At 69.2% G+C, this 26,090-nt stretch carries 49 protein-coding genes and 1 pseudogene; 44 read left to right on the top strand and 6 right to left on the bottom strand.

The genetic code is table 11. The features are described from left to right. Window positions 1–291: 291 nt before the first annotated feature. Entirely contained in the window at window positions 292–729 is a 438-nt protein-coding gene (locus OHB04_RS02665) for a helix-turn-helix domain-containing protein (protein WP_326806721.1), read from the bottom strand. Window positions 730–892: 163 nt separating this feature from the next. Here OHB04_RS02665 and OHB04_RS41660 point away from each other — a divergent pair, with 163 nt between their 5' ends. The 30 genes and pseudogenes from OHB04_RS41660 (at window position 893) to OHB04_RS02520 (ending at window position 16,217) form a co-directional block, all read left to right on the top strand. Beyond that, window positions 893–1,132 carry a helix-turn-helix domain-containing protein gene (locus tag OHB04_RS41660; RefSeq protein WP_442814776.1) on the top strand — a complete coding sequence of 80 codons (240 nt, stop codon included), beginning with the start codon at window positions 893–895 and terminating at the stop codon, window positions 1,130–1,132. 2 nt (window positions 1,133–1,134) lie between these two features. Next, window positions 1,135–1,380, top strand: coding sequence for a hypothetical protein (locus OHB04_RS02660; protein WP_326806720.1), 246 nt, complete (start codon window positions 1,135–1,137; stop codon window positions 1,378–1,380). Window positions 1,381–1,466: 86 nt separating this feature from the next. After that, window positions 1,467–1,916, top strand: coding sequence for a hypothetical protein (locus OHB04_RS02655; protein ID WP_326806719.1), 450 nt, complete (start codon window positions 1,467–1,469; stop codon window positions 1,914–1,916). Then, window positions 1,913–2,128 carry a hypothetical protein gene (locus OHB04_RS02650; protein ID WP_326806718.1) on the top strand — a complete coding sequence of 72 codons (216 nt, stop codon included), beginning with the start codon at window positions 1,913–1,915 and terminating at the stop codon, window positions 2,126–2,128. Before OHB04_RS02655 ends, OHB04_RS02650 begins: the two co-directional genes overlap by 4 nt. Further along, window positions 2,128–2,793 (top strand): hypothetical protein, encoded by a 666-nt coding sequence (locus OHB04_RS02645; protein ID WP_326806717.1) that lies wholly within the window; start codon window positions 2,128–2,130, stop codon window positions 2,791–2,793. Before OHB04_RS02650 ends, OHB04_RS02645 begins: the two co-directional genes overlap by 1 nt. Further along, window positions 2,790–3,479, top strand: a complete 690-nt coding sequence (locus OHB04_RS02640; protein WP_326806716.1) for a hypothetical protein — start codon at window positions 2,790–2,792, stop codon at window positions 3,477–3,479. Before OHB04_RS02645 ends, OHB04_RS02640 begins: the two co-directional genes overlap by 4 nt. Further along, a complete protein-coding gene (locus OHB04_RS02635) occupies window positions 3,476–3,682 on the top strand; it encodes a hypothetical protein (RefSeq protein WP_326806715.1) in 207 nt (68 codons plus the stop codon). The genes OHB04_RS02640 and OHB04_RS02635 overlap by 4 nt, the downstream gene beginning before the upstream one ends. Beyond that, window positions 3,679–4,068 (top strand): DUF4326 domain-containing protein, encoded by a 390-nt coding sequence (locus OHB04_RS02630; protein WP_326806714.1) that lies wholly within the window; start codon window positions 3,679–3,681, stop codon window positions 4,066–4,068. The genes OHB04_RS02635 and OHB04_RS02630 overlap by 4 nt, the downstream gene beginning before the upstream one ends. Continuing rightward, window positions 4,055–4,291, top strand: coding sequence for a hypothetical protein (locus OHB04_RS02625; RefSeq protein ID WP_326806713.1), 237 nt, complete (start codon window positions 4,055–4,057; stop codon window positions 4,289–4,291). Before OHB04_RS02630 ends, OHB04_RS02625 begins: the two co-directional genes overlap by 14 nt. After that, on the top strand, window positions 4,291–4,671 hold the full coding sequence (locus OHB04_RS02620) for a hypothetical protein (protein ID WP_326806712.1): 381 nt from the start codon (window positions 4,291–4,293) through the stop codon (window positions 4,669–4,671). Before OHB04_RS02625 ends, OHB04_RS02620 begins: the two co-directional genes overlap by 1 nt. A gap of 110 nt (window positions 4,672–4,781) precedes the next feature. Continuing rightward, window positions 4,782–5,423 carry a 3'-5' exonuclease gene (locus OHB04_RS02615; RefSeq protein ID WP_326806710.1) on the top strand — a complete coding sequence of 214 codons (642 nt, stop codon included), beginning with the start codon at window positions 4,782–4,784 and terminating at the stop codon, window positions 5,421–5,423. Further along, window positions 5,420–6,268: a PD-(D/E)XK nuclease-like domain-containing protein gene (locus OHB04_RS02610; protein ID WP_326806708.1), complete on the top strand. Its 849-nt coding sequence runs from the start codon at window positions 5,420–5,422 to the stop codon at window positions 6,266–6,268. Before OHB04_RS02615 ends, OHB04_RS02610 begins: the two co-directional genes overlap by 4 nt. Further along, a complete protein-coding gene (locus OHB04_RS02605) occupies window positions 6,265–7,209 on the top strand; it encodes an ATP-binding protein (protein ID WP_326806706.1) in 945 nt (314 codons plus the stop codon). Before OHB04_RS02610 ends, OHB04_RS02605 begins: the two co-directional genes overlap by 4 nt. Window positions 7,210–7,275: 66 nt before the next feature. Further along, entirely contained in the window at window positions 7,276–7,482 is a 207-nt protein-coding gene (locus tag OHB04_RS02600; RefSeq protein WP_326806705.1) for a hypothetical protein, read from the top strand. Beyond that, window positions 7,479–7,856, top strand: a complete 378-nt coding sequence (locus OHB04_RS02595) for a hypothetical protein (protein WP_326806704.1) — start codon at window positions 7,479–7,481, stop codon at window positions 7,854–7,856. The genes OHB04_RS02600 and OHB04_RS02595 overlap by 4 nt, the downstream gene beginning before the upstream one ends. Further along, window positions 7,853–8,026, top strand: a complete 174-nt coding sequence (locus OHB04_RS02590; RefSeq protein WP_326806703.1) for a hypothetical protein — start codon at window positions 7,853–7,855, stop codon at window positions 8,024–8,026. Before OHB04_RS02595 ends, OHB04_RS02590 begins: the two co-directional genes overlap by 4 nt. Beyond that, the gene (locus tag OHB04_RS02585) at window positions 8,026–8,475 is read left to right on the top strand and encodes a helix-turn-helix domain-containing protein (RefSeq protein ID WP_326806702.1); all 450 of its coding nucleotides are present in this window, start codon (window positions 8,026–8,028) and stop codon (window positions 8,473–8,475) included. Before OHB04_RS02590 ends, OHB04_RS02585 begins: the two co-directional genes overlap by 1 nt. Next, a complete protein-coding gene (locus OHB04_RS02580) occupies window positions 8,448–8,750 on the top strand; it encodes a WhiB family transcriptional regulator (RefSeq protein ID WP_326806701.1) in 303 nt (100 codons plus the stop codon). Before OHB04_RS02585 ends, OHB04_RS02580 begins: the two co-directional genes overlap by 28 nt. A gap of 586 nt (window positions 8,751–9,336) precedes the next feature. Beyond that, window positions 9,337–9,615, top strand: coding sequence for a hypothetical protein (locus OHB04_RS02575; RefSeq protein ID WP_326806700.1), 279 nt, complete (start codon window positions 9,337–9,339; stop codon window positions 9,613–9,615). Continuing rightward, a complete protein-coding gene (locus OHB04_RS02570; RefSeq protein ID WP_326806699.1) occupies window positions 9,615–10,973 on the top strand; it encodes a DnaB-like helicase N-terminal domain-containing protein in 1,359 nt (452 codons plus the stop codon). The genes OHB04_RS02575 and OHB04_RS02570 overlap by 1 nt, the downstream gene beginning before the upstream one ends. After that, window positions 10,970–11,467 carry a hypothetical protein gene (locus OHB04_RS02565; protein ID WP_326806698.1) on the top strand — a complete coding sequence of 166 codons (498 nt, stop codon included), beginning with the start codon at window positions 10,970–10,972 and terminating at the stop codon, window positions 11,465–11,467. The genes OHB04_RS02570 and OHB04_RS02565 overlap by 4 nt, the downstream gene beginning before the upstream one ends. After that, entirely contained in the window at window positions 11,464–11,676 is a 213-nt protein-coding gene (locus OHB04_RS02560; protein WP_326806697.1) for a hypothetical protein, read from the top strand. Before OHB04_RS02565 ends, OHB04_RS02560 begins: the two co-directional genes overlap by 4 nt. Then, a complete protein-coding gene (locus tag OHB04_RS02555) occupies window positions 11,676–13,265 on the top strand; it encodes a DNA cytosine methyltransferase (protein WP_326806696.1) in 1,590 nt (529 codons plus the stop codon). Before OHB04_RS02560 ends, OHB04_RS02555 begins: the two co-directional genes overlap by 1 nt. Then, the gene (locus tag OHB04_RS02550; RefSeq protein WP_326806695.1) at window positions 13,262–13,414 is read left to right on the top strand and encodes a hypothetical protein; all 153 of its coding nucleotides are present in this window, start codon (window positions 13,262–13,264) and stop codon (window positions 13,412–13,414) included. Before OHB04_RS02555 ends, OHB04_RS02550 begins: the two co-directional genes overlap by 4 nt. Then, the gene (locus OHB04_RS02545; protein WP_326806694.1) at window positions 13,414–13,866 is read left to right on the top strand and encodes a hypothetical protein; all 453 of its coding nucleotides are present in this window, start codon (window positions 13,414–13,416) and stop codon (window positions 13,864–13,866) included. The genes OHB04_RS02550 and OHB04_RS02545 overlap by 1 nt, the downstream gene beginning before the upstream one ends. After that, window positions 13,863–14,690 (top strand): hypothetical protein, encoded by an 828-nt coding sequence (locus tag OHB04_RS02540; protein WP_326806693.1) that lies wholly within the window; start codon window positions 13,863–13,865, stop codon window positions 14,688–14,690. Before OHB04_RS02545 ends, OHB04_RS02540 begins: the two co-directional genes overlap by 4 nt. Before the next feature lie 78 nt (window positions 14,691–14,768). Beyond that, window positions 14,769–15,077, top strand: a pseudogene (locus OHB04_RS02535) (HIT family protein); the annotation flags it as partial. Window positions 15,078–15,128: 51 nt separating this feature from the next. Continuing rightward, window positions 15,129–15,764 carry a hypothetical protein gene (locus tag OHB04_RS02530; RefSeq protein WP_326806692.1) on the top strand — a complete coding sequence of 212 codons (636 nt, stop codon included), beginning with the start codon at window positions 15,129–15,131 and terminating at the stop codon, window positions 15,762–15,764. Further along, on the top strand, window positions 15,761–15,952 hold the full coding sequence (locus OHB04_RS02525) for a hypothetical protein (RefSeq protein ID WP_326806691.1): 192 nt from the start codon (window positions 15,761–15,763) through the stop codon (window positions 15,950–15,952). The genes OHB04_RS02530 and OHB04_RS02525 overlap by 4 nt, the downstream gene beginning before the upstream one ends. Before the next feature lie 52 nt (window positions 15,953–16,004). Beyond that, on the top strand, window positions 16,005–16,217 hold the full coding sequence (locus OHB04_RS02520; RefSeq protein ID WP_326806690.1) for a hypothetical protein: 213 nt from the start codon (window positions 16,005–16,007) through the stop codon (window positions 16,215–16,217). A 340-nt stretch (window positions 16,218–16,557) separates the two neighbouring features. Here OHB04_RS02520 and OHB04_RS02515 read toward each other — a convergent pair whose 3' ends face one another. The 5 genes from OHB04_RS02515 to OHB04_RS02495 all read right to left on the bottom strand — a co-directional run bounded on the left by OHB04_RS02515 (window position 16,558) and on the right by OHB04_RS02495 (window position 18,695). Continuing rightward, window positions 16,558–16,821, bottom strand: a complete 264-nt coding sequence (locus OHB04_RS02515) for a hypothetical protein (RefSeq protein ID WP_326806689.1) — start codon at window positions 16,819–16,821, stop codon at window positions 16,558–16,560. Beyond that, window positions 16,818–17,150, bottom strand: coding sequence for a hypothetical protein (locus OHB04_RS02510; RefSeq protein ID WP_326806688.1), 333 nt, complete (start codon window positions 17,148–17,150; stop codon window positions 16,818–16,820). Before OHB04_RS02510 ends, OHB04_RS02515 begins: the two co-directional genes overlap by 4 nt. 121 nt (window positions 17,151–17,271) lie before the next feature. Further along, a complete protein-coding gene (locus OHB04_RS02505) occupies window positions 17,272–17,679 on the bottom strand; it encodes an NUDIX hydrolase (protein WP_326806687.1) in 408 nt (135 codons plus the stop codon). Then, on the bottom strand, window positions 17,676–18,314 hold the full coding sequence (locus tag OHB04_RS02500) for an NUDIX hydrolase (protein ID WP_326806686.1): 639 nt from the start codon (window positions 18,312–18,314) through the stop codon (window positions 17,676–17,678). Before OHB04_RS02500 ends, OHB04_RS02505 begins: the two co-directional genes overlap by 4 nt. A gap of 126 nt (window positions 18,315–18,440) precedes the next feature. Then, a complete protein-coding gene (locus OHB04_RS02495) occupies window positions 18,441–18,695 on the bottom strand; it encodes a hypothetical protein (RefSeq protein WP_326806685.1) in 255 nt (84 codons plus the stop codon). A gap of 243 nt (window positions 18,696–18,938) precedes the next feature. Here OHB04_RS02495 and OHB04_RS02490 point away from each other — a divergent pair, with 243 nt between their 5' ends. From OHB04_RS02490 to OHB04_RS02425, 14 genes are all read left to right on the top strand, one after another. Continuing rightward, the gene (locus OHB04_RS02490; protein WP_326806684.1) at window positions 18,939–19,250 is read left to right on the top strand and encodes a hypothetical protein; all 312 of its coding nucleotides are present in this window, start codon (window positions 18,939–18,941) and stop codon (window positions 19,248–19,250) included. Next, window positions 19,247–19,468 carry a hypothetical protein gene (locus OHB04_RS02485; protein WP_326806683.1) on the top strand — a complete coding sequence of 74 codons (222 nt, stop codon included), beginning with the start codon at window positions 19,247–19,249 and terminating at the stop codon, window positions 19,466–19,468. Before OHB04_RS02490 ends, OHB04_RS02485 begins: the two co-directional genes overlap by 4 nt. Then, a complete protein-coding gene (locus OHB04_RS02480; RefSeq protein ID WP_326806682.1) occupies window positions 19,468–19,668 on the top strand; it encodes a hypothetical protein in 201 nt (66 codons plus the stop codon). Before OHB04_RS02485 ends, OHB04_RS02480 begins: the two co-directional genes overlap by 1 nt. Further along, on the top strand, window positions 19,668–19,868 hold the full coding sequence (locus tag OHB04_RS02475; protein WP_326806681.1) for a hypothetical protein: 201 nt from the start codon (window positions 19,668–19,670) through the stop codon (window positions 19,866–19,868). The genes OHB04_RS02480 and OHB04_RS02475 overlap by 1 nt, the downstream gene beginning before the upstream one ends. A 99-nt stretch (window positions 19,869–19,967) precedes the next feature. After that, window positions 19,968–20,972 (top strand): hypothetical protein, encoded by a 1,005-nt coding sequence (locus OHB04_RS02470; protein ID WP_326806680.1) that lies wholly within the window; start codon window positions 19,968–19,970, stop codon window positions 20,970–20,972. A gap of 32 nt (window positions 20,973–21,004) precedes the next feature. Next, the gene (traA, locus tag OHB04_RS02465; RefSeq protein WP_326806679.1) at window positions 21,005–21,526 is read left to right on the top strand and encodes a plasmid transfer protein TraA; all 522 of its coding nucleotides are present in this window, start codon (window positions 21,005–21,007) and stop codon (window positions 21,524–21,526) included. A 1-nt stretch (window position 21,527) separates the two neighbouring features. Then, a complete protein-coding gene (locus OHB04_RS02460; RefSeq protein WP_326806678.1) occupies window positions 21,528–21,674 on the top strand; it encodes a hypothetical protein in 147 nt (48 codons plus the stop codon). Window positions 21,675–21,733: 59 nt separating this feature from the next. After that, window positions 21,734–23,743: a plasmid transfer protein TraB gene (gene traB / locus OHB04_RS02455; protein WP_326806677.1), complete on the top strand. Its 2,010-nt coding sequence runs from the start codon at window positions 21,734–21,736 to the stop codon at window positions 23,741–23,743. 189 nt (window positions 23,744–23,932) lie between these two features. After that, window positions 23,933–24,274: a ParB N-terminal domain-containing protein gene (locus tag OHB04_RS02450; RefSeq protein WP_326806676.1), complete on the top strand. Its 342-nt coding sequence runs from the start codon at window positions 23,933–23,935 to the stop codon at window positions 24,272–24,274. Next, window positions 24,271–24,546: a hypothetical protein gene (locus tag OHB04_RS02445; RefSeq protein ID WP_326806675.1), complete on the top strand. Its 276-nt coding sequence runs from the start codon at window positions 24,271–24,273 to the stop codon at window positions 24,544–24,546. Before OHB04_RS02450 ends, OHB04_RS02445 begins: the two co-directional genes overlap by 4 nt. Continuing rightward, a complete protein-coding gene (locus OHB04_RS02440) occupies window positions 24,546–24,749 on the top strand; it encodes a DUF4236 domain-containing protein (RefSeq protein WP_326806674.1) in 204 nt (67 codons plus the stop codon). The genes OHB04_RS02445 and OHB04_RS02440 overlap by 1 nt, the downstream gene beginning before the upstream one ends. Beyond that, a complete protein-coding gene (locus OHB04_RS02435) occupies window positions 24,746–25,201 on the top strand; it encodes a hypothetical protein (protein WP_326806673.1) in 456 nt (151 codons plus the stop codon). The genes OHB04_RS02440 and OHB04_RS02435 overlap by 4 nt, the downstream gene beginning before the upstream one ends. A gap of 185 nt (window positions 25,202–25,386) precedes the next feature. After that, the gene (locus OHB04_RS02430; protein ID WP_326806672.1) at window positions 25,387–25,689 is read left to right on the top strand and encodes a hypothetical protein; all 303 of its coding nucleotides are present in this window, start codon (window positions 25,387–25,389) and stop codon (window positions 25,687–25,689) included. Beyond that, window positions 25,686–25,943 (top strand): hypothetical protein, encoded by a 258-nt coding sequence (locus OHB04_RS02425; protein WP_326806671.1) that lies wholly within the window; start codon window positions 25,686–25,688, stop codon window positions 25,941–25,943. The genes OHB04_RS02430 and OHB04_RS02425 overlap by 4 nt, the downstream gene beginning before the upstream one ends. Window positions 25,944–26,090: the final 147 nt, after the last annotated feature.

Raw genomic sequence — 26,090 nt, 5'->3', positions numbered from 1 at the left:
CCGTACTAGGCCTCGCACGATGCCGCGTGCTTTGGTGTCGTGCTCGACCGCCGGTGTCGCTACACACACGATCTTGCCATCTATCTGGCCGTGGAACCCGTAGAACTCGGGACCCAGGTCAGCGATGATCATTTCGTGCATATGGCTCCCCCTTCTCAGACTCGGAGGGAACCTCCCAAGTGACTCTAGATAGTGCCATGTTGTACGAGCCGTGTGACCGGGTTTGATACGGCAGATGTAGTGGATTCGCTAATAATCTGGAGTGCAAGAGGGGTTGTACGACAGAAGTGGTCAATCGCGATCAGTTTTGGGCAACTTGCCTGCTCGGCGTAGCTCTTCGATTACCCGCTGCTTCACCTTGCGGATTTCACTCGCAGGAAGGTCTGTGGTGGCGATGGCGGCGTTCTGTACCGCCTGCTCCACCGCTCCTTGAAGATCTTCGGCGGTGAGGGGCGACACGATGGCGCCGTTCTCCCCGGGCGCGGTAAGGACCGGGTCGTCTCCGCGTAGGACTTCACGACAGGACCCGCTGGCCCAGCCGAGGGCGGGCTCCAGCTTTCCGTAGGTGCTGTCGCGCACGGACTGTCCAGCTTCCACCTGGCTGTAGGTGGTGATCGTGATGCCTGCGGTGCGGGCGACGGCGACCTTCGTCTGGCCGAGCTGGGTGCGGCGCTGAATGACGAGGTCAGCGAGCCGCTTCAGGTCTGCCGCCTGGCTGTGGGAGGGCATGCGCTCATCCTCCCAGGAAGTGCCAGGTAGGGCTAGGAACTCAGAGCTTTGGCCAGAAGCTGACAGGTACTCAGGTGCGGATGACGGCTAGGAATTGCGAGAAACGGCAAGTTACCGCTAGGTACTACTAGATACACCTACCAGAAACGGCTAGATTCTCGTCATGGAAAGACCCCCAGCCACCTTCCAGGTGAACGGGTCGGCCCTCCGCGCCGCACGTATGGATCAGGGCTTCGGCCTGCAAGAAGCTGCCGACGCCACCGGGATAACCGCCAGCTACCTGAGTCGCCTGGAAACCGGGGTCCGCGCCCGCATGAGACCGGCCACATACCACGCATTACGTCGGTCACTGAACGTGACCGATAACCGACTCCTCGTAGGAGAGGAGGGTGAAGAGAGGTGATCATGTCCGCCCCGAAGACGTCCCCCACCGTCGAGCACGACGACTTCATGGAGCCCGCCGCCGCCGCTAAGGACCTGAAGTGCAGCGAACGATGGTTGCGCGACGGCGCCAACCACCGCGGCTTCCCCCACCACCGCCTTGGCAAGAGCCTCCAGTTCAGCCGCCAGGACCGTGCGGAGATCCGCGCCATGAACCGGCAGCCGGCCCGCTTCCGCAGCAAGCCACGGCCAGCTGCCCGCGCCGCCTAGCGCGGCAAACGGCCCCAACCGCCGGGCTTCCACACACCGGCAGCCGGGGCCTCGGAAACACCCACCCGTAGTGAAAGGGGCGCCCCGTGCGTCACATGATCTCACCCACCGAACCCGACAAGCAGCAGACCAGCCCGGTAGCCGAGATCCGCGCGGCTGTCGCCAAGCTGCGCAAGCACGTCAAGCACGCGACCGACAGCCCGTGGCACTCCCGGCCGGTCTGGTCGCCAGACTCCCCGGGCCTCAGCGCCGTCTACTCTTACGCGCATCCGGCTGGCTCCGTCGAGTCGGAAGTCGTCGCCTCGGGCAGCATCCGCTCCGGCTATGGCGGCATCCGCGAACCGTGGAACGCCGAGTACATCGCCCTCATGCAACCCGCCGTCGGTGCCGCCCTGGCGGAGTGGCTGAACCTTGAGGCCGACATCACCGAAGCGCGTATTGCCGAGCACGGCACTGACGAGTATGCCGTCGACCTCAGCGGTGATCACGCCCTGACCATCGCCCGCCTCATCAACGCCGAGGGCGGTGCGCGATGACGACGCCGACCCCGATCCCGGATGCGGTCGCCGACTTCAAGGCCCGCCAGTTCCCCCCGGCCGTGCGTGACGCGGTTCTGGCCCGCGCCGACGCGGAGCGCAATCTGACGCTGCTGCTCGACACGGCGACCCGCGAGGACGTGCTCGCTGACATCGCCTGGGCCGACAAGCAGCTCGCCACGGTGCCGCAGCGCCTCGGAGGTGACCGGTGATGGCCCTCACGATCCCCGCACCCGAGTCCGGCAGCCACGACACCGACGGCGCCCTCACTGCCCCCTCCCTGGCGCAGACCCTGCGGCTCGCCGCCGACGCCGTGGAGGAGCGCGAGGCACAGCTGCGCATCTGGACTCCCGGCGAGGCCCACGACAGCGACAGCATCAGGCGCATCGGATGGCCCCTGGCCTACGGGCCCGACGGCTACAGCCTCGACCTGATCCGCGAGTACCGGAGGAAGTACAGCCGAGAGGTCTTCTGGGACTGGCGGGAGCACTGCCAGGGCGTGGGCACAGCGCTGACCTTCCTGCTCCGCCAGTACCGGGCGCTGTCCGTCGAGGATCTACGCGGCCTCGCTGACGCCTTGGAACTGGGGCGTCCGGTCGCGGAGGTCACCGCCGCAGTCACGGCCCTGGAGGTCTACATGACGACCGGGCCTGGGGCCTCAACGCGGAACGTGCACGAGCGGCGCGGCTTGGAGCACAGCCTGTCGCTCCTCACCGGCTTCTCCGCCGAGCGGGTCGCAGCCGCCGGGCTCCTCGCCGAACAGCAGCACCTCCTCGACCCGGCCGACACCGTGTTCGCGCGGCTCGCCGTCGAACACCCCGAGGCCTGCCACACCGCCGACGACTACCCCGGATGGACCCCCGGAGGTGCCGCATGAACGAGACACCCATGACACCCGAGCAGCTTGCCGAGATCCGCGATCGTGCTGAGGCTGCGACGCCCGGCCCTTGGGGCGCCTACGAGTTCGGCGGAGGTCTCGTCGAAATCGCTGCCGACCTGAAGGAGACGGGCTGCGGATACACGGCCCGCCGTGGAATCGCCCGCTTCGAGGAGGAGCCCCTCGACAACGATCCGGCGCACAGGGAGTGGACAGCCGAGGAGGACTGGGACCAGGTCCAGGCCGATGCCGAGTTCACCGCCCACGCCCGCCAGGATGTGCCCGCGCTGGCCGCCGAAGTGGCCCGGCTGCGTGCCGACAACGCCGAGTGGGAGGCCGCGCGGGACGCCTACTACGCCTCAGAACAGCACCTCACCCGCGAGGTTGAGCGTCTGCGCGCCGAGCTGGACACCCTCCGCGCACTGGTCGCCGACGCCACTGAGTATCGCGTGCTGCTGCCCGACCTGGGAGGTAAGGAACTGCGCGTTCGCCGCCAGGGGCCGGGCTTCGGAGCCGGCTGGGCGGTGTCGGAGCCCCAGTACGGCGGCGGCCGTGCCTGGACCCGGGAGGGCTGGCAAGAGGTAATCAGCGCGCTGAGCGTGGACCGGCTCTTTTGCTGGCCTGACGCGCCGACCGCGATCCGAGAGGGCCGCGCTGCGCTGGCCGAGGCGGGTGAGCGGTCGTGACGACGCTCGACGCCATCACCCTCTTCGGTCTGCCGCCCGCCGACCGCATCCAGTACGAACTCGCCGAAGTCGACGAGACCTGGCACCTCACATTCGGCCCAGAGGACTCGTGGAGCAGCCGCACCTGGGACGCCTACGACGCCGCCATCTCGGCCGTGTGGAACGGCGGACCCCACCCCGCGACCGGGGCGGTGGCCGCATGAGCACCCCGACCCGCATCCAACGCCGCCGTACTCGTGGATGGCGCGCCCCCGACGGCGCCGTCTATGTCGGGCGCGGCACGGTCTGGGGCAACCCCTACGCGGTCGTTCGCCAGGCCGACGGCCTCTACGGCATCCCCGACCCGATCGACAGCCTCGGCCCCTGGGCCACGTTCGACCACGAGCGCGACGCCCGCGGCGAAGCGGTCCTCCTCTTCCGGGGCTGGCTGGACGAGCGGCCGAAGCTGGTCGACCGCGCTCGCCGCGAGCTGGCAGGCCGGGACCTCATGTGCTGGTGTCCGCTGCCCGAGCCCGGCGAGCCCGACCACTGCCACGCAGCGGTCCTGCTCCGTCTCGCGAACGGCGGTGCGGCTCATGAGTGCCGCTGACTGCTACGCGTTCGCCCTGCTCCTGGCCCTCGCCACGATCGCCGAGATCGCCCGCCTCCAGCAGCGCATCGCCGACCTCGAAGACGACGTCACCAGCGCCCGGCAGGCCGTCGAAGACGAACAGCGATCCCACCAGCACACACGCCTCTACGGCGTCAGCCGGCCGACACGCGCACTGCCCCGCACCACCACCATCCACCTACCCGAAGGGGAGACCGCCTGATGGCCGCACACCGCCTCGCGCCCCGGGCCCGGCTTCGCAACAGGCGCCGCCTGGAGAGGGAAAACGACCAGCTCGTCTGCCAACTCGTCGCCGCCGCCACCGACATCAACACCCTCACCCGGCAGCTCGACGAGGCCGCCATCGACCTGTCCGGCGCGCGGGAAGACCGGCGCTACGCCGAAGCCACAGTCGCCACGCTCACCGAGCAGCTCGCGGCGGAGATCGCCGAGAACCACCAGCTCCGCGCGAAGCTCGCCACCGCCGGCTCGGTCGACGTCGCCGCCTGGGTGCGGCCCATCGACGGACCCGCCGACGAAGCGACCGCACCCATCCCCGCAGGCGACCACTGGGCCGACACCGGCCGCTGGCGCGCCGCCTGAGACGGGCCCGCCCCCGCGCATGACACCGGGCCCCGGGGCGGGCCACCAACACCACCCCGCAGGGACGCCGAGCGGCGGCCCCGGCACACCACACCCAGAAAGGAGACGCAGTGAGCGCTCGACCAATCCCCCTCGCCTTCGTCGACACGGAAACCACAGGTCTTGACCCAGCACGCCACGAGGTGTGGGAGATCGCCGTCATCCGCCGCGAGACGGACGGCACCGAGACCGAACACCTGTGGCAGAGGCGGCTCACTGACCACCAACTCGAAGACGCCGACCCCGAAGCGCTACGCATCAACCGCTACGCCGAACGCCTCGCGGTTCCGGACGTGCAATACGCCGCGAGCCTCAGCCACGCATGCGAGCAGCCGCATGGCCTGTCCCTCGGACAGCTTGACGCCGACGTCAGGACGGTCGTCACGGGAGCCGTGCTGATCGGCTCCAACCCGGCGTTCGATGCAGCCTTCCTTCAGGCGTTCCTCGGGGCCGCGCCCTGGCACTACCGAACCGTCGACATCGCGACCCTCGCCGCTGGCTACGTCCACGGCGCGATTGACGCCACGCAATACCCCGAGAGTGAAGCGGTACCGGCGGTGCCCTACTCCTCCCGCGGCCTGTCCCGTGCCGTCGGTGTCGAGCCGCCGGGTGACAGCGTGGCGCACACCGCGCTCGGGGACGCCCGCTGGGCCAGGGACGTGTACGACGCCATCGCACACGCCGCCCTTGAACCGCGCAAGGAAGCAGCGTGACCGCGGCTCCGGAGGTCGCCGAGGTGGTGCCCGGCGTGTACGACATCACCGCCGACGACTACCACGCCGACCCGGTCCCCGGCGGCAGCCTCTCCTCCACCGGCGCCCGCAAGCTCCTCCCGCCTGGCTGCCCCGCCCTGTACCGGTACGAGCAGGGCCACCAGCAGACCGCACCCAAGCGGCACCTCGAATTCGGCACCGCCCTCCACACGCTGGCCCTCGGTGACGGTCCCGGACTCGTCCGCATCGACGCCGACAGCTACAAGACCAAGGCCGCCCAGGAGGCAGCCGAGCAGGCCCGCGCACAGGGCGCCATACCACTCCTGCCCGCCGAAATGCAGCAAGCCCAGGACATGGCCGCCGCGCTCATCGCCCACCCCCAAGCCGGTGAACTCCTCACCGGCGGCGAAGCCGAGCAGACCTACCTGTGGCGCGACGAGGAGACCGGCATCTGGTGCCGGGCCCGCCTCGACTACGTCCGCCCCGGCGAAATCGTCGACCTGAAGACCACGACCGACGTCAGCCTCGAAGCGGTCATCAAGTCGATCCACAAATGGGGCTACCACCAGCAGCGCTGCTGGTACGTCGATGGCCACCGCGCCATCTGGGGTGAAGAGCCCGAATTCCGGTTCGTGTTCATCGCCAAGACCCCGCCCTACCTCATCACCGTCGTCGAGCCCGACGTCACCTCCTGCCTCATCGGCGAAGCACGCAACCGGCGGGCCCGGCACATCTACCGCGAGTGCCAGCGCACCGGTAACTGGCCCGCCTACGACCAGCAGATCTGGACCGTCCCCCTGCCCGCCTACGCCGAGAAGAACGACCTTGAGGAGTACGTGAAATGACCCTCTCGCAGCCCAAGCACCGCGCCCGCGGACCGCAGGGCGACGACTTCGCCGACGGCGGGTTCACCTTCCGCCCGGCCACCAAGGAGCAGATCAAGGCCCGCGTTGCGATCCACGGCATCTCCGGCTCCGGCAAGACCTGGACATCCCTCGCTCTCGCGCACGGGCTGGGAGAGAAGCTCGCCGTCATCGACACCGAGCGAGGCGCCGCCTCCAAGTACGTCGGCCAGCGTGGCATCCACTTCGACGTCCTCCAGATGTCCAAGTACGACCCCCGCGACCTCGTCAAGGCGCTCGCCGCCGCAGCCCAGGCCGGCTACGGCACCGTCCTCATCGACTCCCTCACCCACTACTGGAAGGGCGCCGACGGCACCCTCGACCAGGTCGACAAGGCCAAGGCCCGCTACGGCGGCAACAGCTTCGGCGGCTGGAAGGAAGGCACGCCGATGCAGAACGAGATGGTCGACGCCCTCCTCTCGTACCCCGGGCATGTCATCGCCACCATGCGCTCCCACACCGAGTGGTCACTGGAACGCAACCAGCAGGGCGTGCTGGAGCCGAAGCGAGTCGGTACCCGCGCCGAGCAGCGCAAAGGCATCGAGTACGAGTTCGACGTCGTCGGCCAGATGGACATCAACAACACCCTCACCGTCATCAAGTCCCGCTGCCCCGCCCTCCACAACCGCGTGCTGGAGAAGCCCGACGGCGGCCAGTTGGCGAAGGAACTGCTCGCGTGGCTCAACGACGGCGCTGCGGCCGTGGACCCCGCCGAGTACATCAAGCGGGCCACCGCGAAGGACGCCACCTACGAAGGGCTGCTCGCCCTGTACGGCGAGGTTGAGGCCCGCGGGCTCCTGGCTACCCCGCACCTCGACGGCGACGAGCCCACCTCGCTGGGCGAGCTGATCAAGGCACGCGGCACCGCCCTCAAGAACCAGTAACCGCCTCGGGCCGCCCCGCCCGCCGCTAACAGGCGGGGCGGCCCACAGTCCCAAGGAGACCACGACATGCCGACGACCGCGCATCCGCTGCGGGTTCGCCTGTACGGCGGACGCATCGTCCACGCCGTCCACTACCTCGCCATCCCCGGCGGCGTCGAGACCGCCTGCGGCCACTTCATCGACGTCCTCGCCGACAACCACTGGCTCGACGAGGACACCGACGTCACCTGCCGCCGCTGCACCCGCGTACTCGACCAGGAGGCATCGCGATGACCCGCCGCCTCACCCCGGCCGAGCGCCTGGCCGCCACGGACATCGTGCAGCCCGCCCTGGACGGCACCATCCCCGCCGCCAGCGTCAGCAAGGCCCGGCGCCGCGTCGAGGACTACGAAACGTGGATCAACGAAGTCCGCCCCGTCTTCGAAGACGCCGCCGCCTCGGGCCGCAGCTTCCTCTGCTGGCAGATAGCCCGCGACCACAACCTGCCCGACCCGCCCGACCGCGACCACGACTGGGGCCGACTCATGGCCCGCCTCCACCACGACGGACTCATCCGCACCAACGGCTTCGGCCTCACCCGCGACAAATCCGGAGTCCGCCGCTGGATCGGCACCCGCGCCGCACGCGAAGGCAGGGCCGCCGCATGACCGCGCTCCTCGCCCTCCTCCGCCGTACCGCTGCCGTCCTCCACGACCGGCACATCCGACACCAAGCCGCCACCACACCCGACCAACGCGCCATCCAACTCGCCGAACTCGAAGCCATCTACCGGCGCCCCGCCGCAACCCGCCGCAACACCCGGAAGGAGAACCAGTGATGACCCGCTACGTAGCCCGCTCTCTCACCGCCTCGAAACCCCTCGGCGCCGCCTTCCAACAGATCGCCCCCGGCACCGACACCTACAGCGACGACACCGGCATCGACTGGATCGCGGTCGAGCGGGCCGTCAACGGCGACTACGACCCGCAACTCCTCACCGTCGACGAGCGGCATGCCGCAGTCCTCGCCCTCGCCAACGCTGGCCTCTCCGAACTGAAGATCGCCGCCGCGCTGCGTATCGAACAGCGCCAGGTCAACCGGTGGAAGCGCGCCCCCCTCAAGCCCCGCACCCCCGGCAAGGAAGCAGAGGTACGACAGCTACGGCCCTGCGGCACCAGGGCTGCCTACCGACGGCACCGAGCCCGCGGCGAAACCCCCTGCCTCGCGTGCAAGCGGGCGAACAACGAACACATCACCCAGTGGCACCGCACGCGGGCGGCGGCGTGATGAGCCTCTACGACTGGACAGCCCGCGCCGTCTGCGCCGACGACCCCGACCTGTGGCAGCCCGCCGACACCAGCGGCCCGTGGAAAGCCGACGCCGAAGAAGCCAAAGAAATCTGCCGCGACCGGTGCCCCGTCCGCACCCAGTGCCTCGCCCACGCGCTGCGCATCGAAGCCGGGCGGCCCGGAAGCGCACGACACGGCATCGCAGGCGGCCACGGACCCCGCGAACGGGCCCAGCTCGACCCCACCCGCACCGCCGCACCCGCCGCCGCATAGCCGAACCGCCGTCAGACCCGGAGGAAACGCCGTGACCTTGGACGCCATGGACTGGGTGTGGAACCACTCCCAGTCAAAGGGGAACACCCGGATCGCGCTGCTCTTCGTGGCCGACCAGGTGCGCACTCAGGCAGCCGAAGCACGGCTCAGCTACATGGACTTTGAGGGGGCCCTGAACGCTCCGCGGTCGAGCGTGAAGTTGGCCGTCCGGGTGGCAGTGAAGAGCGGCGAACTGGAGATCGTTGAGCCGGGGAAGGGGACGCGCGCAGCCCTGTACCGGCTGTCGAAGGCCGTCGGATACATGCGCCCCCGCGCCGCTAGAGGGTCAGAATCTGACCCTCTACGAGATCAAGGTACGGAACCTAGAGGGCCGGATTCTGACCCTCTACGAGATCAAGGAGGGTCAGAATCTGCCCCTCTACGAGATCAAGAGAAAAACCCTAGTGGGCCGGATTCTGACCCTCTAGCGGGTGCTAGTGGGCCGGATTCTGACCCCCACTACCCAACTACACCCAGCCAGCTAGCTAGGGGCGACGGGCCCGACGGCGATCGCTACCCGGCCGATGTCCTGCCTCTCGTCCACACCATGACCGCTAGCGGCGTCAACGTCCGATGGCCGTGGGAAGGCAACGGCTGGTTCCCGATCATCGCGATCATTCATCGCTGCGGCGTCGACGCCATGGTCGATTACGCCCTCCGGGCCTCCGGCAACAGCCAGCGCCCGATCGCATCCGCCAAGTACTTCCTGCCCGGCTGGAAGGAACTCCCGCCCAAGCCGCCCGAAGGCACAGCTGCGCGTAAGCCCGCCCCGCATCTGCGCGCAGTCGGCGCCTACCAGAGCCCTGAAGAACGAGGAATCTTCTGATGACCGACCTCGACACCCGCCCCACCGACATCCACTGGGACGACGAGCCCGCGCAGCCCGCCCCCGTAGCCGGCTTCGAGCGGATCCCGCCCAACGACATCGACGCCGAAATGAGCGTCCTCGGCGCCTGCATGCTCTCCGCCCGCGCCTGCAAGGCAGTCCTCGACACTCTCGACCCCGCCGCCATGTACCGGCCCGCACACGGCACCATCCTCGCCGCCATCGGAAAGATGCACGCCGACAAACTGGCCGTTGACCCCATCACCCTCTGCAAGTACCTCGCCGACAGCGGCGACATCACCCACGTCGGCGGCCCCGGCTACATCCAGAGCCTCGTCCAGGCCGTGCCCACCGCCGCCAACGCCGAGTACTACGCCGAGATCATCACCGACCGGGCGCTGCGCCGCGCCCTCGTCGAGCTCGGCACCCGACTCGTCCAGATGGGCTACAGCACCGACGGCGACACCTTCGACCTCGTCGAGCAGGCCGTCGCCATGGCCCGCGACATCCGCGACCGAGGCCGCGCCGGCGAGGACCTCCCCGTCGAAGACCTCCTCGACTTCGTCCAGCACGAAGACACCTACGACTGGCTCGTCGACGGCCTCATCGAACGCGGCGACCGGCTGATCCTCACGGCGGCAGAAGGCGGCGGCAAGTCCACCCTGCTTCGGCAGATGGCCGTCCAGATGGGCGCCGGCATCCACCCCTTCGACCCGAACACTCGGCCCGACCCGGTGAGCGTCCTCGTCCTCGACTGCGAGAACGGCAAACCGGCATCCCGCCGCAAGTACCGGCCGCTTCTCAACGCCGCCCAGCGGGCAAAGCGCGGGCTGTACCGCGGCATGTTCCACATCGAGTGCCGACCCAAGGGCGTCGACCTGACGAGGGCCCAAGACCGGGCGTGGGTCATGCGCAACGTCGAGCGCATCAAGCCCGAGGTCCTCGTCATCGGCCCCGTCTACCGGCTCCACGCGGGCGACCCCAACTCCGAGGAACTGGCCCGCAAGGTGTCCGTCGTTATCGACGAGGCGAGGGCGACCGCGAACTGTGCCGTCCTGATGGAGGCCCACAGCCCCCACGGCGGCAACATCGGACCCCGCTCCCTGCGCCCCCTCGGCTCGTCGCTGTGGATGCGCTGGCCTGAGTTCGGCTTCGGCCTGCGCCCGGTGACGGACGACAAGTCCGCGGCCAACGTCGACGGCGCCCGCGGCAGGTCCGTCATCCCCTGGCGTGGTTCCCGCGATGAACGCGACTGGCCCAAGTTCGTGAAGCAGGGCGCCGACTGGCCCTGGGTCCCCTACATCCCGATCGACGCCGATCCCTACACCGGCTACAGCGAGACAGGAGCCATCTGGTGAACACCATCACCGCAACACACCCGCTGCCCAGCCTCGGCCTGTGCCCGGCGTGCGAGGGCGAGATCCGCATCCGAAAGAACGGGCGGCTGTACAAGCACGACCAGCCGCTCGACTCGGACGCCCCGATCGTCTGCGACAGCGCCGGCTACTGGGTGACCACCTGTCCCGGCTCCGGACGGCAGCCCGCCGCACGACTGGAACCCACATTCGCCCGCTGGCTGTACGCCCAGCGCAACGGCGACGCCTACACCGACCGTGTCGCCGGGCTCGCGAGCATGAAGTTCAACGGCTGCGGGCGCACCCCGGGGCGTACCCCCGGCGATGTCGACTGGACCACTCCCGAGCAGCTTCACCAGCGGGAGCACGACATCCAGCGGCAGCGCACCGGATCCGATGTGCGGCAGCCCTACAACGGGCAGCGCTGTGACTGGGTATGCCGCGACATCGCCGCCGCCGATGCCGAATACCAGCGCCTCGTGGAGGCGGCGGCGTGAGCGACCACAACCCGCACTACGCGGACTGCTGCCCCCGCTGCCTGGCCGGTCCGACTCGCCCCGCGTCGGGGATTGCCACGGGCGGTTCCCTCACCGCCGCCTACCGGTGCCCCGCCTGCCGCCACGTCTGGTCCTGCTCCTGGGCGCTCGTGCCCGGCCGCCAACTCCCGCCCGCACCCCAGATCCGAGCCGAAGGAGAAGCCGCCTGATGTTCCGCAACGACAACGACGCGTTGACGGTTATGGACTGGTTTTGTGGTGCGGGTGGCAGCTCGCAGGGTGCGCACGCCGTGCCCGGTGTCCGGGTCGAGCGCGCGGCGAACCACTGGGCCCGCGCGATCGAGTCGCACGCCGCGAATTTCCCCACCACCGACCACTACCAGGGCGACATCCGCAAAGCCCCGGTGTGGGACTGGCCCGTCACCGACATCTTCTGGGCTAGTCCGGAATGTACCAATTGGAGCGTGGCGAAGGGCAAGAAGCGTTCCTTTGACAACGCCATGCAGGGCGACCTGTTCTCCCTCCTCGCGGCGCAGGACGACGAGGAGGAGCCCACCCTCGAGGAAGAGTCCCGTGCCCTGATGGAGGAGGTGCCGCTGTACCTGCGCGGCGTCATCGAGCGCGGTGGCCTCGTGAAGGCCGGGATCGTGGAGAACGTCACCGACGTCCGCGCCTGGACCGACTGGGACCGGTGGATCGGCGAGATCCACAAGCTCGGCTACAAGACACGGGTCATCGCCCTCAATTCGATGCACGCCAACCCGCGCAGCGTGCACGCCGCCCCGCAGTCCAGGGACAGGCTGTATGTCGGCTACTGGCACGAGTCCCTGGGCCGCACCCCCGACTGGGACAAGTGGCTACGGCCCCGCGCCCTGTGCGACACGTGCGGGCCGGTGCAGGCGATCCAGGCGTGGAAGGCCCCGGGCCGGGACATGGGCCGCTACCGCTCGCAGTACGTGTACCGGTGCCCGAACACCGCCTGCCGCAACTCGGTGGTCGAGCCCGAGGCGCTTCCGGCCCTGGCGGCGATCGACTGGTCTCTCCCCGGGCAGCGCATCGGCGACCGCGCCAAGCCTCTCGCGGACAAGACCCTCAAACGCATCGAGGAGGGGCTGAAGCGGTTCGCGCAGCCGATGATGGTCCCCGCCGGCGGGACGTGGAGGAACTCGGCGACGAGCATCCTCGACCCGATGCCGGCCCGCACCACCCGTGAGAACGACGCCCTCGCCATCCCGCCCCTGATGGTCCCGGTCGAGGGCCGCGACGGGAAAGTCGCCGCCGATGCGCACCGTCCCCTGCGGGCCCAGACCGCCCGCAACGAGACCGGCCTCGCGTGGCTGCCGTTCATCGCCGAACTGCGCGGCGGTGGCTCCGTGGCCCGGTCCGTCGCCGAGTCACTGGCAACGGTGACCGCCTCCGGGAACCACCACGGCCTCGTCACCCCGCAGCATGTCGCCGAGCACATGCTGCTCCCGTACTACGGCAACGGCACCTCGCGTCCGGCCGCCGCACCGGTGGGTGCGCTGACGACCCGCGACCGGTATGCCGTCGTCCACGGCCAGCCCGCGATCGACGACGTGCTGTTCCGCATGCTGGAGCCGCAGGAGATCGGCCGCGCCATGTCGTTCGCGGACGACTACACGGTGATCGGCTCGAAGCGGGAGCGGGTGCGGCAGTACGGGAACGCCGTCACCCCGAACGCCGCCGAGATCCTCCTGTGCGCCCTCGTCGAGGCCGTCACCGGCGAAGAGATCGACCGGCATGCCGAACCGCAGCGCGAGATCGGCATGGCCGCGTGACCGCCCCGCCCACGCCGCGTCGGCCGTCCCCGGCCCGCACACCCCGTCGCCGCCGCACGCGTCTGGCCCAGCTCGCGATCCGCCTCGGCCGCATCCCCCGCATCCACGACCTGCCCGACATCGCCAACTACCAGCCGAAGGAGACCTGATGAACGACCGCACCCTGCCGCACGACCCGTACATCGACGCCGTCACCGATGCGCTCACCGCCGTCGGACTTGACGTGGGTGACACCTGGACCTCGGCCGCCGACACCCGTGGCCTCCACTGCATCCTCAACGCCGTCCTCACCCTGGAGGAGTCCGGGCTTGACGCCGAGCGGTGGCCCGAGGGGCTGCTGCTGATCTGGGAGTGGCACCCCGGTCGCGAGGAAGGCGAGGCCGAGCGCGGCCCCGTCTGGCTGTGGGCGAAGAAGCTCCGCGACGGATCCAACAGTGATCCGGCCGTGCTGCCGGTCGACGGGTACGCGAACCCGGCCCAGGTGGCCGCTTCCGCTGGGGAGCTGGCCACCGCCGGTCAGGCGGTCAAACACCGGCCCGGCCAGTGGCACGGTTCCCCCGCCCTGGTCACCGCGATCACCGCTTGGGAGACGTCCCGATGACCCTGACACCGAGCGGTACCCCCGAACCGGCCCCGAAGCCGCTGGATCCCGGTCAGCTTCCGCCCACGCCGCCGTCCGAGTGGGAGTTCTTCCGGTGGGTGGACGGCGACACGTTGGTGCCCGGTGACCGGCCGCGCGTCAACGGGCAGTCGGTCCCGGTGATTCGCCGTCGCGTAACGCACGGGCCGTGGGAGCCGGTTGTGCCCGGCCGTTGGGCAGCCGCCGACTCCTCCACCGCCCCCGCCACGGGTCCCACGCGGGCGTCTGACGGCCCCGCAGCCCCTCCGGCGGGCACGGAGACGCCCGAGGCCACCACAGGCCCGCAGGCGGGCGCTGGCGACCTCGGCGTGTGCACCGGCGAGTGCGACCCCGACACCGGGGCATTCACCCACGCCGACGACTGCCCCACCGGCAACCACCCCGACGCGTCCACGGCGACGGCCACCGCAACGCTGGCGGACAGGCTCCTCGTCGCCCAGTGGGAGTTCGAACGCAACAGGGCCGCCCACGAAGAGCTCCCGAGCTCCACCGTGCGGCCCGGCATCGCCGCGTTCATGCTCGCCGCAGTCCAACCCGAACTCGACCGGCTCCGCGCCGAGCGGGAGTCGGCGCGGGACTGGGCCGTCGCCCTGGAGAACCAACTCGCCGCCCTGCGCGCCCTGCACCAGCCGCGCCACTTCAGCCCGAGCGACATCTGCGGACACTGCTCCGGCTGGGAAGGCGACGGCAGCTGGCCCGCGCAGCCCGCCACCTGGCCCTGCACCACCACACGGGTCCTCGACGGCGAGACCATCCCCAACGACGACCTGGACGGCGAATGGTGACCACGACCGTGGACCGAGGCCCGTACCGGCCCCGTATCCCCGTCGCACCCGTCACCCGCCGCCGGCCGCGCCCCCGCAACCATCGTCCGCGAATGGCCCGACGCGCTCGCCATCGTGCCCCTCGGGCCCGTCGTCGCCGGGCATCTCCTCGTCATCCCCCGCACCCACGTCCGCGACTTCGCCGACGACCCCGCCATCACCGGCGCCACCTGGCAGCGGACCGCCACCCTCGCCCGCGACCTCGAACTCCAGGCCGCCAACGGACTCACGAGCATGGGCCCCGAAGCCACCCAAACCGTGTTCCACCTGCACGTTCACCTCGTCCCCCGCGTCTGGGGAGACGGCCTCGCCCTCCCCTGGGACGACGGCTACACCCAAGCCGCCTGAACCCCGCCCGGCCGCCCCACCGGCACCCCCCCGGTACGACAGGAGCACTCGATGTACGACGACCTCGATATCCGTACCGCCTGCGTCTCGTGCGGACGCGGCCTGTGGGACCACGAGATCGGCCACTACGGATGCAGCATCTGCGTCCGTAGGGTGGACGAGAACCTCGCCGACCTCGCCGGCCCGCGCGGCATGTACGCCCAACTCAGCTACGTCATGGCCCCCGGCAGGAGCGGGGAGGGAGGGCGAGTGTCCGGCAGTAAGACCGCGCCCATACCGGTCCGCCTGGCGCCGCTCTCACTCCAGGCCCGCGGCGGCGTCGTCACCGTCCTCCAGACGTGGCTGATCGACTGGCACGAGCAGCTCGGCTACACCCACCCCCGATGGGCCGGCGGTCTCCAGCAGCAGTGCGACCAGACCGTGCAGCGCCTCCGCAACCTCCTGCCCTGGGCCGCCGAAAATCACGTGGCGTTCGACGAGTTCGTGCGCGAGGTCGGGCAGCTCGCAGGCGCGTGCAAGGCGCAGGTGTCCGGTGAGACCCCGCCCCGTCGCGTCACCGTCGCCTGCGTGTGCGGCGCCCACCTGCGCATCACCCTCGACACCCCCGGACGGCGCTGCGGCTGCGGCCAGCAGTACGGGTGGGCGGAACTGAGGCAGCTGCCGTTGGCGGAAAGGGCCGCCGCATGAACACGTCCGTCTGCCCCGCACGTCTCGGATCCTGCACCAGCGTCGTCGCCCTCGTCCGCACCCGCAGCGGCTACAGCTTCCCCGTCTGCCAGGTGTGCCTCGACGCCTCGTTCGACCAAGCCGATCGCGAACCCGACCTCGAGCCCACCCACTGGTGGTGGATCGCTCAGCCCGCCACGACCGAGTGAACTCCGGCCCCCGCCAGCAACCCGGCGGGGGCCTTCGGCTGTCCACCTCGGCATGACGCCCCTCGACCAGCCCGGCACCGTCCGGATCACCATCGAAGCCGCCGACCCGCAGCTCGCCGTCCGCACCGGCTACCACCTCGCCATGCTCACCGGCGGGGGAGGGCCCTCTGATCCTGAGCCGGCCGGAGACGGCACCGTGCGCGTGTGGCTCTACGCGCGGCCCGAAGGGGACGAATCCTCTGTACCGCCCGTGCCGCCGGGCTAACCTGGAGTGACCGAGCCGGGAGGTCACATGGGCGGACAAGACGAAGGCAACGGCTACGACCTGTTCGAAGAAGAGACCGTCACCGCACCCGAACCCGAAAACGAGGACGGCGGCGATGAAGAGGAATGAAGACGGCCGCAAATGGGCCGCCCCCTACCTCCACCGGCCAGCCCCCCGGGCCGCAGACGGAAGCACCACACCCGCGTGCCCCGACCACCCCGACACCCGCATGCGGCGCATCCTCGGCGCACGATGGATCTGCCCCAGGTGCGTGCGAACCCGCGACTGACAGCACGACGAAGGCCCCCACCAGACGGTGGGGGCCTCCTTTCGTGGCGGGTCACACCTGCGGCGGCTGCGCCCTCCACACCGGCAGTCCATCCGCCGCCCGGCGTTCGTTCAGCTCCGCCAGACCCTCACGCTGAAGCTCAGCCAGCTCCGCGCAGATCGCCCGCATCTCGGCCAGCGACGATGTCGACTCCGCCAACCGGCACAGCGTCCGCAAACGAGCCGCACGCTTCGGATCCGCGTACACCGCCGCATCGATCTCCGCGACGCGCTCCGGGGACGCGATCACCTCATGGAAGCCCACCGAGCCGCTCACGCCACGCACCCCCCAGCGAACGCCGACCGCACCTGATCCCGGCTGTAGCCCTCCCGATGAGCCAGCAGAACACGCACGCAGCGCTCACGCTCGCCCGTCGGCCGCCGCGGCGGCATCGCAAACAGCACACGGCCAGTGTCCCGCCGCTCCACAATCCCACCGAACAAGTTCGGGTCGTCCAGCTCGTCCAGGACGACGATCTCGCCGTTCACCGACGCCAGCAGATCCGGCAGCGGAGCCGACGCGATACGAGGGAGGGGGAGGAAGGCGGAAACCTGCTGGTCAGAGGTTTCAGGGTGACTCTTATGGCTTGCAGCGGATACCCTCATGGGGCGGTCCTTTCTTGACGGTTTGGACTCGTTGATCGGCAGGCAGCCACCTGCCGGTGTTCAGCGGCCGGGATGTCGTGCAGCCACACGACGGAACCCGGCCGCTGGTCTGTGTCTGGACTCAGCGGCCGAGCTCGCTGTCCAGGTATTCCTGCACGGGCTCGAACAGGCCGTAGGGCACGTACTCGGGGATCTCAGCCAGGGCGACCCAGGCGACGGCGTCCAGCTCGTCGTCGTCGGCGACGTGTGCCTCGCCGTCGACGGGGGAGCAGGCCGTGTAGCTCATGGACCGGCCGGTCTTCGGGTGGACCCTCTCGCCGAGAAGTCGCTCGGCCTTCACGGTCAGCCCCGTCTCTTCCTGGGTCTCCCGCACGGCCGCTTCCTCGGCGGTCTCGCCACCTTCGATGCCGCCGGCGGGGAACTGCCACATGAGCTCGCCCTCCTTCACGCGGCGGCGGACCATTAGCACCCGGGTGCCGTCGACGATGATGGCGGCCGAGATGCCCGGCTTCGGTTCGTTGTCGGTCATGCGTGTGCCTCCAGGGCGGCAAGGACTGGCGGGTAGATGCGGTCTGCGGCGATGAAGCGGGGGAGTGCCGCGATCGGCACCCACGCGACGTCCGTGTTCTCGACGACGTCGCGGTTCTCGGCCTCGCCCGCCAGGTGCTCGCAGAGGTGGTAATCGGCCGTGACCCCGGTGGCTGGGTGAATGCGGCTGCCGAGGTGCTCGCGGACGGCGCAGTGCACGCCGGTCTCAGCGTGGGTTTCCTGTACGGCGATGGCCTCAGCGGAAGCGCCGGGCTTGATCATCCCGGCGGGGAACTGCCATGTGAGGGCTCCGTCTCCGCGTCGGCAGACGAGGAGTACGTCCCCGCCGCGAACCACCACGGCGATCGCGACGCGGAGCGCCTGCGGCTGCACCTCATCAGCCGGTGGACGGGTCAGCGCCGCGAACCGGCGCCGTACATGCTCGCCTGCCTTCTCGTACACGGTGTCGAGCGCCTGTTGCATCTCCGGGCGGGGCACGATGCGCGGCCCCTTGTGCCATGCGGCGACTGTGCGCACCGCCACCCCCAATCGTTCGGCGAATCCCTCGTTGCTGTCGCGGAGGGCGGCCTGCAAGGCGCTTGCGGACTGCCCCGTCCACGGATCTACGACGTCCACTGTGGTGCCCCCGGGCCTTGATCGGCGGCCATGTGCACTGCAAATGATCGGTTCCTGCGTCGGTACTGCACTGGGTGCTCATCCCGTCCCCGCGCGAGGACGCGTTGACTCGATGGCATGGCAACTTCAGCGCCCCTTGGCGACCTGTTCGGCTCTCTGGGCGGTGACCCCGCCCATGATTTGGCCGACCTCGGCGAAGGTACGGCCTCCCTTTGCGCGCCCACCCGCGTACAGCTGCATGGCAATGCGTTGGCGGACACCCCGCAGTTCTTCGTCGAACCGTGCTTCCACGGTGACGACGTCCTCGTAGCGCTGGATCGGGTCTTCGACGGTGTCGAGGCTGGCGATCAGCTCGGCGAGAGGTGCGTTGTGGTCTGCCATATCCAGAGGATGGCAGCGAACCGAAATACTTTCAAGCCCAGGCTTGACGAGGTACCTGGGAGCCCCTTAACGTCTTTCTCATCGCGGTGCTTCAAATCGCAACTTGAAGATCCGCGTGGTGCCCACTCCTACCGGACCCAGTCCGTCGGGCACCCCCACAACACAAAAGCGGGCCGGGCGCTTGCGACTCCTACATCGCGCACGCACCGGCCCTGACCACCAGGATCTTTGAGAGGACCCCTGATGGATGCCATTGAGCTTACCGGTGCGATCACCCGCACCGTTTCCCCCCTCTTCGATGCCGACCTGGCGTCGGTCTCGGACCTGTCCGCCCGCCGTCGTGCGTCGACGATCGTCGCTGACGCGGATGCCGCCTACCGGGCCGAGCTGATCACCGAGTATGTGGCGGTGCGGGGCGACTTGGCCGCCGAGCTGCGGCTGTACGCGGACGCCACGAAGTACGACCTGGCCCACCCGGATGAGGCGCCGCTGTTCGACGAGCTGCACGCGATCGAACTGTTCGGCGCGCAGCCGGTCGAGGGGGTGGCGGCGTGAGCGCTCGGTTCGTGATCGTCACGGACGACGACCAGTACAGCAAGGGCACCAGTCGGTCGTTCCTGGAGCTGGGTGTGAGTGAGGTGCGGCTGGGGTCGTACTCCCACGAGGGCGACTACGTGGTGCTGAACTTCGAGCAGGGTGTGGAGGTTTCCATTCCGGAGGCCCGCGTCGTGCGCATCGTCGAGCAGGAGCAGCCCGAGGCGGGTGGCCGGTGATGCCGTCCCGTCCCGCGCTGGTGCTGGCCGAGGTTCTCGCGGTGGTGCTGGTGCTGCTGGCCCCGCAGGCGCTGACGGTGGCCCTGACGGCGGTCGTGTGGTCGGTGCAGCAGCCGCTCATGGTGGGTGCCGCCCTGGCGGCAACGGTCGTCTGGTGCCTGATGGTGCCGGACCGGCGTCGGGTCGGGGGGTGGGCGTGATGAACCGCTCGTACCACTGGGTGTTGACGCTGGAGGTTCCTGGTGTCAGCCGGTCTACGGATCAGGGCACCTACACGCCGCCGGAGGGCTCGACCCGGCAGGACGCCTACCTGGCGATCAAAACCGATGTGGAGCGCCGCCGCCCCCTCCTTGCTGGCGGGCTGGTCGTCTTCTTCTCACTCGAACCCGACCAGCTCTGAAGGAGCCCAGCATGCGCGCCCTGTATCTGCTGGCCGTCGTCCAGTTTCCGCTGGTCCTCGTCATCTATTTGTTCGCCCGCTGACCCGAAGGGACTACCGATGACCAGCCTGCCGACTCTCGGCGAGTTTCAGCCGATAGGGGACCCGGCGCCGCCGGTCCCGGCTGATGTGCAGCCGCGGCCGGAGGATGTGCGGCGCATCGCGGAGCTGGAGCAGCAGGTACGCGACCTCCGTGCCGAGGCGACGCCTCCGGTGGAGAAGGAGAAGCCGGGCTTCGACGGGTGGTCGCTGCGTATCGCTTTGGCGGCGACGATCGGGCTCACCGCTTCCGGCGAGTTCGCCCTCGCGCAGCTCGCCGGCTGGGCTCGGGAGCTGGCGTGGCTGCTGCCAGTCGCGATCGACGTGTACGTGGTGCAGGCGTTCCGCCGTCACCGTGACGTCGCTCCGGCTCTCGCGCTGATGGTCCTCGCGAACGCTATCTACCACCTGGCGGCTAAGGGTCTGTTCGGGGCACACCTGAACGCGCACGGCGTTCCACAGCCCACGTGGCAGCTCGTCGTTGGTGTGGCGTCGATCGCGCCGTTCGTGATGTGGCGCATTCACCGCATGAGCGTTCCCCGACGAGAGCGCCAGAAGCCGTCAGCTGAGAGCACATCGGCGGCCGTCGATGAGCGCTCACAGGAGCAGCCAAAGGCGCTCACCGAGCCGCAGCGTGAGCGCGCTCACGGCGGCAAGGATGAGCGCCCCAGTGAGCGCTCAGCGGAGCCGCCTCGTGAGCGTCAGAGTGAGCGCGCTCGCAAGCCTTCGGGTGAGCGTCGTGAGCGCGCTCAGAAGAAGCCGAAGAAGAGCGCCACGGCGAGCGCGTCGAAGACCTTCGCGGCCCGCCGTCGTGAGCGTGCCCGGCGCCTGTACGACGAGCTTGGGCGCCGCCCCGAGTGGACCGAGATTCGTGACGTTCTCGTCGCCGAGAAGCTCGCCACCGCAGACGTTTCGCGGCCGACCATACAGCGTGTCCGCGACGCCATCGAGAAGGACGAGCCCGCGCTCGCCGCGCTCGGCACGGACAACGTGCGGGCGCTCAATGACCAGACCAAGACCGCCTGATCTGAACCCTGTGAGAGGAGCCCTCTGTGGCCGTGAACGGAACTGCACCGCCTCGCCCGATGTCGCCGCCGGCGTTCATTCCGAAGCCGGCGAAGTCGGCCCAGCCGAAGAACGTGAACAAGTCCAAGTCGCTGAATCCGGCACTGAACGGCACGCTCAACATCAACATTGTGAAGGGGGGTGGTGGCCAGGCCCAGCAGGGGCCGAAGGGCCCGCCGGGTGGGGACTTCATGTCGAACGAGGACATCCAGAAGTTCTGCGAGGACGGGCGGAAGAAGGCCCGGCAGCGTGCGGTGGAGCGGTCGCTGGACGCGGAGATGCTGGAGGGCCGTCTGCGGAACATTCCGGACGTCACCGGGTCGATGTCGGGTGCTCGTGCCCGTGCCCGTCGGGTGGTGCGGTGGCTGAACCGGATCGCGCAGGCCGAGAAGCTGATCGCCAAGTGGTATGCGGCCCTGTACTCGGCGTTCGAGCGGGAGTACGAGGCCGAGCTGATGAAGATCGGCAAGGGCCGTAGTCAGCAGAAGCCGCAGGCCCGATTCGGCTGGCGGTGACGTGCTCGACCTCTACGTGGCTGCCGGGGCCGCGCTCGTGTTCGCGGTGTGGCTCCGGCTCCAGTTCTACGTTCTGGTCGGCGACGGCCTCATGGTCGCCGGTGTTCTGTTCCTCCTCTACCTGCTCGTCCAAGCCCAACTGGGCTGACACCCCTCTGATCTGCGGTGACACCTCGCTGACATCTGTTCTGACACCTGGAGAGTTCCGTGGCTGACACCCCGAAGCACGATGCATGGAAGGCTCTGAAGAGCCCCCATGCTCGGCCGTGGCTGGCCCTCGTTGGCGAGGTGCCCGCAACATTCGCCGCCCACATCGCCTGGGCCGACCAGCCCATCGCCGCCGTGGGCATGACCATCGCCTCTGGTGCCCTGACCGCCGCCACCTGGTGGGCCGGGAAGGACACGAAGGAGGCCCGCCGGCTCCACGCGACCGCGACGACAGCGGCGGCCACCGGATACCTGACCGTCGCAACGTTCACCGACCCGCTCGGCGGTACCCAGCTGTCGTGGCTGGCCATCGGCGGTGCGACGCTCGCCGCAAGCTGGAATGTGCGCAAGACCCTCCGCGTCAACCCCGAAGCCAAGGGCGGCGAGCAGCAGGCCAGCCAGACCGGGGTGTTGGAGAAGTCCCTCGGTAAGGCGAAGCTGATGCTGCGGGGCGAACCGAAGGTCGAGCCCAACAAGGTCACCGCCCCTTATCGGATCACCGACCCCGGATCGCTGACGAACGCTGAGATCGGACGACGCTCGGAGAACATTGCTACGGAGCTGGGGATCTCGCCTAACGCCATCCGTAACGTCGTGAACCCGGAGAACGGCGCAGAAGGCGAGTTCGTCTTCGTTCCGAAGGACATGCTCACCGAGAAGGCCCCGTGGCCGGGCCCGTCCTCGATGGGCGGCTCCATCACCGAGCCGATCGTTGTGGGCCGCTATGAGGACGGCGACCCGCAGCAGTTCTGGTTCCCCCACGACAGTAAGACCGACCGTAACGCGACGCACTTCCTCGCCGCTGGCATGAACGGCTCCGGCAAGTCGGTCGGTATCGGTATCGGCGTCGTTGAGGCCCTGACCAGGACCGACGGCATCGTGTGGGCTGTCGACCCATCGAAGGGAAAGCAGACGTTCGCCCCGTTCCTGCCCTACCTGGACTGGGCCGAGATGACCATCGCCGGAGGCGAAGCGATGATCGACGCCCTGACGCAGGTCATCACCGCCCGCGCCGACGCGCTGGGTGACGCCGGGTTCAAGAACTGGTCTCCGGACGCCTTCGACCGGCTCGGCATGCCGTACATGGTCGTGTGGATCGAGGAGGCCGCCAAGTTCTTCCGTGAGGGCACCGAGTTGGAAGGCCTCGTCATGGAGGCCCGCTCGGCGGGGATCTCCGTCATCATCAGTCTCCAGCGGCCGTCGGCTACGTCCATGCCCACTGACGTGCGGGAACAGCTCGGCGGCGCCTTCTGCTTCGGCGTCAAGAACGGCACCACCGCCGACATGGCCCTGCCCGACGACGTGCGTGACGCCGGCGCCCGCCCCGAGGCGTGGGAGAACCGGCGGCCCGGCTACAACTACCTGGTGGCGCCTGGTGTTGACGAGGAGCGGTACGCGATGAAGGCCCGCACCTTCGACCCGCCCTCGGACGAGGAGATCGCTGCTGTGCTCGCCAGCGCGCCCTGGACCTCGGCCGACCCGGTCACTGCGGCTGCCGCTGGTGAGGCGTATGCGAACCGGACCCGATACGACGCTGACACGCCTGTGACCAGCGCTGACACCGAAAGGATCGTGATGGGCAAGGAGCAGCACGACAAGCTTAAGGCCGCCGAGGCGGAGCAGTTGCTGGAGCGGCAGATCGAGCGGGACGTTGCCGCCCGAGTCGGTGACGACGAAGGCGCCGACGACCTGTCCGGCATCGACCCCGACAAGGAGATCGCCAAGCCGGAAGCGAAGTGGCAGTTCGCGCAGGCCGAACCCATCAAGGAGAAGTCGCAGGACGAGGCCCTGGCCGAGCTGATGGCGATGCTCGACGAGTACCGCGAGCAGGGCCTCGAAGAGGTCGGACCCAAGCACTTCCAGCCCTACGGCAAGGAAGGGCGCATTGGCAAGAGCAGGCCCTGGATCTCCGAGAAGCTCAACGACCTCGCCGACGCCGGGCTGCACTTGGAGGAGACCGAGACCGCCGGCGTGTACCGGCTGCTGTACCCGGAGATGGCCGCCGCCTGACACCGGCCTGACCTGCGGTGACACCCGGCTGACACCTTCTGACATGTCAGCCGGGGTGTCAGACCCCCTCGAGGCCGCCGTTTCTATAGGTCAACGCGTGTGCGCGCGCGAGCTGACACCCCCTTCTGACACCTCCCTGACACCCCCAGCCCTGTCAGTCGGTACAAACCAGGATGAAAGGAGTACGCGATGGGTCGTTGGACCGGGCGCATGGCCACGGCTCAGCTACGCACCATCCAGCCGACGGATTACCCAACGTGGCGCCACGTTCGCCGCGAACTGGCCCGCAGTGCCTACGACCGGCAGATCGTCGAGGAGGTGACCGCCTCCATCAAGACCAAGGGGCTGCAGCAGCCGCTCTGCCTCGCCGTCGGCGATGACGGCGGCGTGTATCTCAGCGACGGCCACCACCGTGCCGTCGCCCTGATGAACCTGCGAGTCCGGCACTTCCACTTCCAGTGGTTCCGCATCACCGGACCGCGGGCCCGGATCGAGCACACGCCCTTTCCCTACGACCTACTCGACCGATGAAGGAGATCGACATGCACGAGTTCAACCCACCCCGCTACACCTGGACCGCCACCACAGCGCGTGAGGCCGACAACGTTTTGCAGGCCGTGCAGGACCTGATCGCAGCCCACCTGGCCACCCTCGTGCCGCGCGGCGGTGGCGAGAAGCTCCAAACAGCGAAGACCGCGCCCGTCACGTTGACGGTGTCGCTGGACTTGTCGGGACTGATCGAGCAGATCAACACACAGCGCGCCGCCGCCGGCCTGGCAGTCAGCCTGGGGGACGGTGCCTGATGCCGGTCACGTTCCGCCGCTCGATCCGCATCCTGCCCGGTGTCCGCCTGAACGTGGGCCGCCGCTCGTGGTCGATCACCGTCGGCCCGAAGAACGGGCCGAAGCGCACCTGGTCGTCGACCGGGCGCCGCACCACATCCGTCGATTTGCCGGGCCCTTTCGGCTACCGGCACACCAGCACCCGCCGCAGGGGGGAGTCGTGACCGCGCCAGCCGACCGCGTCGAGGCCCGGCGACTGGTCGCCGCTGTCGAGGAGGCGCTGGCCGAGGCCACGCCGACGTCGTACCGGGACGACACGAAGCCGCCGCTGGTCGGTGACGCGCTGCCGGTGGCGCAACCGGGCCGGCCGCCGATGAGCCAGCGTGCCACGGACGCCAGCGCGCTCATGCTGTCGGGCAGTGTCCTGACGGTGGCTGTGGGCGGGGCTGCGACCGCGGTGCTGTGGGCGTCGGGGAACGCCGACCCGGTCGTCATCGGCCTCGTCGCCGGTGCGCCCCCCGCGTTCATGCTCGCACTCTCCCGGGTGTTCAGGCGGGCCAAGGAGACCGTGGAGGCTGCGCCGGCCGAGCACCACCACCACTACTCGGGCCCGGTCCACCAGGACCAGCGCACCAGTCGCACCAACGGCGTGTGGGCCAAGACCAACAACAAGTAGGAGGAGACGTGAACGAGTGCGAGAACTGTGGGGCGCCTTGCTGCGGGCAGTACTGCGGCCCGGCCTGCGAGTGGGTTGCGGAGCTGGCGTTCGATGCGCCGGTGGCTGAGCCGTTGCCCCCGTCCGACGCCGCTGTGTGTCCGTTCTGAACAGCACCACCAACATCAACTGAAGGAGCAGGCAAGATGACCAACAAGTCCCTCACCCCCGAAGCATTCATCTCCAGGTACGGCACGGGTGTTGCGTCCGTCGCGGAGCGGAAGCAGCGCGCGCGGACCACGAGCGCGTTCCTGAGCCACCTCGGCGACGCGCTCCACAACCTCGACAAGGCCCAGTTCGACACCAGCGACCTGGCCACCGGCGCCGAGTGTCTCGCCGACGCGGTGCAGAGCGAGGGCGCGGAGCAGCAGGTGCTGTTGAAGCGAGCCGGTAAGTGCCTGCGGGGCCTCGACGACATGTGCGACGAGTACATGGAGATGGCCGCATGACCGCTTGGATTCCGCCTGGCTGGACGCCGAGGAAGTACGTGCACGATCTGCTCGTGGTCGCGTTCCCGGACGCTTACGCGTTCGAGGGCACGGAGGAGGAGGACGTGGAGGCGTACCTCGCCGCTGAGGATGGCATCGCGAAGCTTCAGCGGTATGTCGCCGACCACCCTGACGCCGACATTCCCGAGTACATGCGGGAGCGGCTGCGGGTATCCGCCACCGGTGTCGACCCCAGGCCCCAGGCCGCCGCATGACGGCCCGCCCCTCCCGGGGTTAGCGGGAGGGGCGGTGTCCGCACTGTAGTCCGGGACCGTCCGGCCCTACCAGCCCGCACAAGCGGGCCCGCACCGTAGGACAGGGGCCCATCGCCCCCTCGTGGCCCCCGTCGAGCCCCCAGCTCG

The sequence above is a fragment of the Streptomyces sp. NBC_01775 genome (assembly GCF_035917675.1).
Taxonomy (GTDB): domain Bacteria; phylum Actinomycetota; class Actinomycetes; order Streptomycetales; family Streptomycetaceae; genus Streptomyces.
The sequence above is the reverse complement of the archived record's forward strand: the minus strand, read 5'-3'. Positions and strand labels throughout refer to the sequence as shown.